This is a genomic window from Pseudonocardia pini (assembly GCF_013870575.1).
Classification (GTDB): domain Bacteria; phylum Actinomycetota; class Actinomycetes; order Mycobacteriales; family Pseudonocardiaceae; genus Pseudonocardia; species Pseudonocardia pini.
The window spans coordinates 1-5,844 of the sequence record NZ_JACBXB010000334.1; the positions used below are offsets into that span (position 1 = coordinate 1).

Below are 5,844 nucleotides of genomic sequence, written 5' to 3' on the forward strand. Positions count from 1 at the left end.
CGGATCGCCCGGAACCGGGCGCGTTCGTCCTCGGACATCGACTCGCCGGAGAGCACGGCGTCGAGCCTGCCGATCCGCTCCCGCAGCGCGGCCTGGACCTCCTCGGGGAGCGGCCCCTCGCTGTCCGGCCGGTCGATCGCCGCCGCCATGGTGGTGAGTGCCGCCCGCTGGGCCCGCCGGTTGATGCGCTGCTCGGCGCGCTCCTCGACCTCGGCCGTCTCGCTGACGCCGAGCAGCCGGACGAGCGTCGGCAGCGTGAAGCCGGGCAGCAGCAGCGTGACGACCAGCACGGACACCGCGATCACGGTGAGCTCGGCCCGGTGCGGGAAGGGCGCACCGGACGCCGTCGTGGCCGGTAGCGACAGCGCGAGGGCGAGGGTCGCGAGGCCCCGCATCCCGCACCAGGACAGTACGACGGCCTCGCGGACGGTCCGGGGCGCGGCCGACGGGTCGTCCCGGCGCCGGACGGACAGACACGCCACCGTCATCCAGAGCACCCGCACCGCCACCACGACCGCGCAGACGACCGCGGCGTGCCCGAGGATCCGCGGCAGGTCCGCGCCCGCCTCGGTGACCACCTGCCGCAGGTCCAACCCGATCAGGCCGAACGCGACGCCCGTCACGAGCATCTCGACGACGTCCCAGAAGGAGCGTTGGACGAGCCGTTCCGCGGCCTCGTCGGCGTCGCCGAGCCTGCGCAGCTGCAGGGCCGTGACGACGACGGCGAGGACCCCGGAGGCGTGGGCCTGCTCCGCCGCGAGGTAGACGGCGAAGGGCAGCACGAGGGTGAGCGCGCTGCGCCCGATGGTGTCGGTGATCCGGTCGAGCACCTGCCGGGCGAGCCAGGCCGCGACGAGCCCGATCAGCACGGCGAGCACCGCCCCGACCACGAAGTCCAGCGCTAGCAGCCCGACGGACAGCTCGTCGCCCCGCACGGTGGCGAGCACCGCGGCCTGGAAGATCACGAGCGCGGTGGCGTCGTTGAACAGGCCCTCGCTCTGCAGCACCGTGAGCAGCCTGCGCGGCATCCGCACGGGCCCGGCCACGGCCTCGACGGCCACCGGGTCCGGCGGCGCGACCATGGCGCCGAGCGCGACCGCGGCCGTGACCGCGATGCCGGGCACGAGCAGGCTCATCGTGCCGGCGACGGCCGTCACGGTCGCGACGACGAGGGCGACCGCGAGCAGCACGATCGACCGCCAACGGGCCCGGAACAGCGACCAGGAGGTCCGTTGGGCCGTGGCGAACAGCAGCGGGGGCAGGAACAGCGGGAGGATCAGCTCGGGGTCGATCTCGAAGGAGTCGGGCAGGCCCGGGACCAGTGCGACCAGCGCCCCCAGCACGACCATCAGGGCGGGCCACGGCAGCCGCAGCCGGTCACCGAGGCCGACCAGCAGGACCGCACCGAGCATCAGACCCACGATGAGCAGCAGGATCTCCACGGGTGCAGCCTCCCAGGCCGATCGGTGCCATGATCGGAGACCATGAGTGACAGCCCGTACAGCGCACTGCCCGAAGTCCCGTCGTTCGACGTGACCAGCACCGACGTCGTCGACGGTGGCACGCTGGACACCCCGCAGCTCTCCGGCATCTTCGGCGCCGGGGGCGAGGACGTGTCCCCGTCGCTGACCTGGAGCGGCTTTCCCGCGGAGACCAAGTCCTTCGTGGTCACCTGCTACGACCCGGACGCCCCCACCGCGTCGGGGTTCTGGCACTGGGCCGTCGTGGACCTCCCGGCGTCGACCACCTCGCTGGACACCGGTGCGGGCGACGAGGGCGCGGCCCTTCCCGGCGACGCTCTCACCCTGGCCAACGACGGCGGTCTGAAGCGTTTCCTCGGTGCCGCCCCGCCCCCCGGGCACGGCCCGCACCGCTACTACTTCGTGGTGCACGCGGTGGACGTCGAGAGCCTGGGCCTCCCGGAGGGCGCCACCCCAGCCTTCCTCGGCTTCAACCTGTTCAGCCACACCCTCGCACGGGCGACGATCGTCGCGACCCACGAGAACAAGGGCTGAGGGTCCATTCTCGACGGGCGAGCGGGGCCGTGCGGCAGTACGGTCCCGCCGTGCCCGACATCACCCAGCTGATCCTCGACGACCACGAGTGGTTCCGGCGCCGCTTCGCGGAGCTGGACGAGCTCCGCGCCGCCGAGGCCGATCCCGCCTCGCTCCGCAGCCTCTGGCGCCCCCTGGCCGACCTACTCGACGTCCACGCCGAGGCGGAGGAGCGGATCTTCTACCCGCAGCTGCTCCGCAAGGGGGAGAACGACCCCGAGGAGGAGACCCTCGACGCGATCGGCGACCACAACGACATTCGCGACGGGGTCCGCACCGCCGACCGACACCCCGTCGGCAGCGCCGGTTGGTGGGAGGGCGTCGACGCCGCCCGCGCCGCCAACGACGAGCACATGGGCGAGGAGGAGAACGAGGGCCTGCCGGACTTCCGGCTCAACGCCCCGACCGGTCTCCGCGACTCGCTCGGCACGCAGTTCACCGAGTTCAAGGCGCGCCACAAGGGCACGCGGGGCCTCGACGTGACCGATAAGGACCCGGAAGAGTACGTCGCGAGCATCGAGCGGGAGATCCGCCCGCCCTCGGACTCGTCCGGGGACGTCTCGCTCGGCATCGGCAGCCTCCGCACCCGCTGACCCACCACGCACCCCGCTAGGAGCACTTCCCGTGACCGCACCCTCCGACCACCTGCTCAGGGCCCACGCGCCGATCCCCACCGAGTCGTGGAAGGCGATCGACGACGAGGCCCGGGAGCGGCTCACCCCGCTGCTGGCGGCCCGCAAGGTCGTCGACTTCGTGGGGGCGGGCGGCTGGCACCGTTCCGCCTACTCGCTGGGCCGCACCACCCCGCTCACCGGTCCCCCGCCCGGTGTCGGCGGCGCCGCGGACGTGCGCGCGCTCTCCCGCAGGGTGCAGCCGCTCGCCGAGGTCCGGGTGCCCTTCACGGTGAGCCGCGCGGAGATCGACGACGTCCAGCGCGGTGCCGCCGACCCGGACTTCGACGACCTGGCGCGCGCCGCCCGGGTCGCGGCCGAGATCGAGAACCGAGCCGTCTTCCACGGCTGGCCCGCCGCCCAGGTCGAGGGCATCGCGCAGAACTCGCCGCACCCGTCGCTCCCGCTCGGCGACGACTGCCTCGCGTGGCCGGGCGTCGTGGCGCGCGGGGTGGACGCCCTGCGGCGCAGCGGCATCGGCGGGCCCTACTCGCTCTGCGTGAACCCGGACCTCTACACGACGATCGTGGAGTCGACGGAGCTCGGCGGGTACCTGCTGTTCGACCACCTCAAGAACATCCTGGGCGGCTCGGTCATCTGGTCGCCGGGCGTGGACAGCGCGGTGGTGGTGAGCGAGCGGGGCGGGGACTTCGTGCTCGACGTGGGTCAGGACCTCTCCGTCGGCTACAGCCACCACGACGCCGAGTCGGTGAGCCTCTACATCGAGGAGAGCTTCACGTTCCGGGTCCTGGAGCCCGACGCCGCGGTCGTCCTGACCTGAGCCCGCAGCGCCGGACGCGGCACCTCCGTCGTGAGTGGAGGTGCCGCGTCCGTGAGCTCGGTCAGAGGGTTTCGGTCAGAGGGTCAGGAGCCGGTCGAAGAAGCTCCGGTAGCGCCCCAGGGCCAGCCGGAGGTCCTCGGTGGACGCCTGCTCGTTGCGCAGGTCGGCCTCGAGCTCGCTGCGCTGGCGGGAGAACAGCTCGGCGACGTCGTCGAGCACCTGTCCGACCAGCTCGTTCGCGTCCTTGACGGCGCCGCGGGGCTCGTCGACGAAGCCGGCCTTCACCGACTCCCACCGGCGGCGGTAGTCCTCCGCGCGCTCCCCCGGCACCAGGGCGGGCAGGTCGCCCGGCGTGCCGCGGCGGGTGCCGTGGCTCCGGTCGTCCTCGGTGTGGGCGGCCCGGGTGCGCTCCGACTGGGTGTCCTGGGCGCTCCGGTCGGAGTCCGTCGTGGCCCGGCCGTCGGTGGGCTCGAGCCATTCGGCGTCCGGGGAGGTGCGCTGGTACTGGCGGGTCGGGCCGCCCTGCGCGGGCCGGGTGTCGGTGTGTCGGGCTCCGGTCTAGTCGCCCGCGGCGTCGTAGCGGGGGTCCTGGGCGGTCCCGGAACGGGCCGCGTCGGAGTGGCCGGGGTCGGAGTGGCCGGGGTCGGAGTGGCCGGGGTCGGAGTGGCCGGGGTCGGTGCGGGCGGGGTCGCCGGTCCGGTGCTGGTCGGCGTCCCTGCGCACGTCGACCACGCGGACGTCTCGGTGCTGCTCCTGGCCCTGCGCCTGTTCCTGGCGCCGGTCGTCGCGGAGCCCGTCCACGCTCGTCCGCTCGGGTCGGCGGTCCCCGGTCAGGTGATCGTCTCGACGGTCGCCCGCCAGGTGGTCGTCCCGGCGGTCGCCCGCCAGGTGGTCGCCTGCCAGGTGGTCCTGGTGGTCGCGCGAGGCGGGGACGTCGGCGTCGCGCCTGGGGGTCCGGGTGTCGCGGGTCCCGGTGTCGCGGGTCCCGGTGTCACGGGTCTCGGTGTCACGGTCCCGGGTGTCCACGGCGCTCGGCTCGTCACGGCCGAGGACCTTGTCCATGAAGCTGCGGTCGTCGCTCATCTGCTCGTTCCTCTCGCTCGGATCGCGTGCTCAGGCGTGGGAGTTCGCGCGGCCCGAGTCCTCGCCCAGCAGGGCGTGGACCAGGTCGCGGTAGGCCGTCACGGCGCTGCGCAGATCCTCGGTGTCGGTGCCGCCGTTGCGGTTGGCCGTGGCGATCCGGCGAGCCTCGCGGTAGCGCTGGACGACCACCGGATGGTCGACGGAGACGTCCTCGGCCCGGCGGGCCGCGTCGTCGACCGGGTAGCCGCGTGCGGACATCAGCTCGTCCACCAGGCTGTCGGCGTGCTCGACGGCGCGGTCCGGGTCGTCCACGAACTCGCTCTGGACCTGGGTCCAGCGACGGGTGAAGGTCTCCCGCTCGCGGTCGTCCAGCTCGCGCAGCTGCAGCCCGCGGTGGCGCTTCTCCCGCTCGGCGAGGATCCGGTCGGTCTCCGCCGGGTCGCCGGTCTCCTCCAGCTGGCGGTCGTACTCGGGGCCGAAACGCTCCTTGAGTGCGGCGCTGCGGCGCCGCCCCATGCGAGACCAGGTGAACGCCACGACGGCCAGCAGGGCGATCACCACCACGACGATCACTACGATGACTGCGGTGCTGCTCATACAGCTGAGTGCCCGCCTCCGCGCTGTCACAATCGGACTGAGGCACATCGATCTGTGACCGGTACCACACTGAATCGAGTGAGGATGAACCACACTCCGTCGTCGGACGACGCACAGGCCGATGCCGAGGCCGCTGCCGGACCCGATCCCGCCGAGCGCATCGAGGCCGCGGCGGACGAGCTCTACGGCGTGCCGCCGGACGACTTCGTGCCGGTCCGCGACGAGCTCGTCGGCGAGGCGAAGGAGGTGGGCGACAAGGAGGCCGCGAAGGTCATCGGCAGGCTCCGCAGGCCGACCCAGGCCGCGTGGCTGTCCAACCTGCTCGCCCGGGAGCGCGGCGACCAGCTCGACGCCCTGCTCGACCTCGGCGACGAGCTCTCCTCGGCCCAGAAGTCCCTCGACGGCCCGCAGCTGCGGCAGCTCTCGGCCCAACGCTCCAAACTGGTCGGCGCGATGGCGCGCGAGGCCCGGCGCATCGCCGCGGCGGACGGGCACCGGATCACCGAGACGGTCGAGCGCGACCTGCGCGGCATCCTCGACGCCGCCCTCGCCGACCCGGCGATCGCGGACGAGGTGCGGTCGGGACGGCTCACCCGCACGGTCAGCTGGTCCGGCTTCGGCCCGGAGGACGGCGAGTCGGCCCTCGGCGGCTGGACGG

The 5,844-nt window shown here is 73.5% G+C and carries 7 protein-coding genes and 1 pseudogene; 4 read left to right on the forward strand and 4 right to left on the reverse strand.

Features of this window, described 5'->3' with window-relative positions:
• Positions 1-1,442, reverse strand: a 1,442-nt coding sequence (locus H5J29_RS18645) for a Na+/H+ antiporter (RefSeq protein ID WP_181782236.1), incomplete at its 3' end; no start/stop codon positions are given.
• Positions 1,443-1,484: 42 nt separating this feature from the next.
• Between H5J29_RS18645 and H5J29_RS18650 the strand changes: the two genes are divergently transcribed.
• From H5J29_RS18650 to H5J29_RS18660, 3 genes are read left to right on the forward strand one after another with little or no spacing between them, the layout of a single operon-like run.
• On the forward strand, positions 1,485-2,015 hold the full coding sequence (locus H5J29_RS18650) for a YbhB/YbcL family Raf kinase inhibitor-like protein (protein ID WP_181782237.1): 531 nt from the start codon (positions 1,485-1,487) through the stop codon (positions 2,013-2,015).
• 50 nt (positions 2,016-2,065) lie between these two features.
• Positions 2,066-2,647, forward strand: a complete 582-nt coding sequence (locus tag H5J29_RS18655; protein WP_181782238.1) for a hemerythrin domain-containing protein — start codon at positions 2,066-2,068, stop codon at positions 2,645-2,647.
• 31 nt (positions 2,648-2,678) lie between these two features.
• The gene (locus tag H5J29_RS18660) at positions 2,679-3,506 is read left to right on the forward strand and encodes a family 1 encapsulin nanocompartment shell protein (RefSeq protein WP_181782239.1); all 828 of its coding nucleotides are present in this window, start codon (positions 2,679-2,681) and stop codon (positions 3,504-3,506) included.
• Positions 3,507-3,581: 75 nt separating this feature from the next.
• On the opposite strand, the gene H5J29_RS18665 is transcribed toward H5J29_RS18660, so the two are convergent.
• From H5J29_RS18665 to H5J29_RS18675, 3 genes are all read right to left on the reverse strand, one after another.
• The gene (locus tag H5J29_RS18665) at positions 3,582-3,836 is read right to left on the reverse strand and encodes a hypothetical protein (RefSeq protein ID WP_181782240.1); all 255 of its coding nucleotides are present in this window, start codon (positions 3,834-3,836) and stop codon (positions 3,582-3,584) included.
• Between the two features lie 228 nt (positions 3,837-4,064).
• Positions 4,065-4,589 (reverse strand): hypothetical protein, encoded by a 525-nt coding sequence (locus H5J29_RS18670; RefSeq protein ID WP_181782241.1) that lies wholly within the window; start codon positions 4,587-4,589, stop codon positions 4,065-4,067.
• 30 nt (positions 4,590-4,619) lie between these two features.
• Complete coding sequence (locus tag H5J29_RS18675; protein ID WP_181782242.1) at positions 4,620-5,186, reverse strand: hypothetical protein; 567 nt, start codon at positions 5,184-5,186, stop codon at positions 4,620-4,622.
• 84 nt (positions 5,187-5,270) lie between these two features.
• On the opposite strand from H5J29_RS18675, the pseudogene H5J29_RS18680 reads away from it, so the two are divergent.
• Positions 5,271-5,844, forward strand: a pseudogene (locus tag H5J29_RS18680) (hypothetical protein); the annotation flags it as partial.

Bases quoted from the DNA above. Each gene is read 5' to 3' on its own strand.
- H5J29_RS18650 (WP_181782237.1), top strand. From the start codon at position 1,485: ATGAGTGACAGCCCGTACAGCGCACTGCCCGAAGTCCCGTCGTTCGAC.
- H5J29_RS18670 (WP_181782241.1), bottom strand. From the start codon at position 4,589: ATGAGCGACGACCGCAGCTTCATGGACAAGGTCCTCGGCCGTGACGAG.
- H5J29_RS18675 (WP_181782242.1), bottom strand. From the start codon at position 5,186: ATGAGCAGCACCGCAGTCATCGTAGTGATCGTCGTGGTGGTGATCGCC.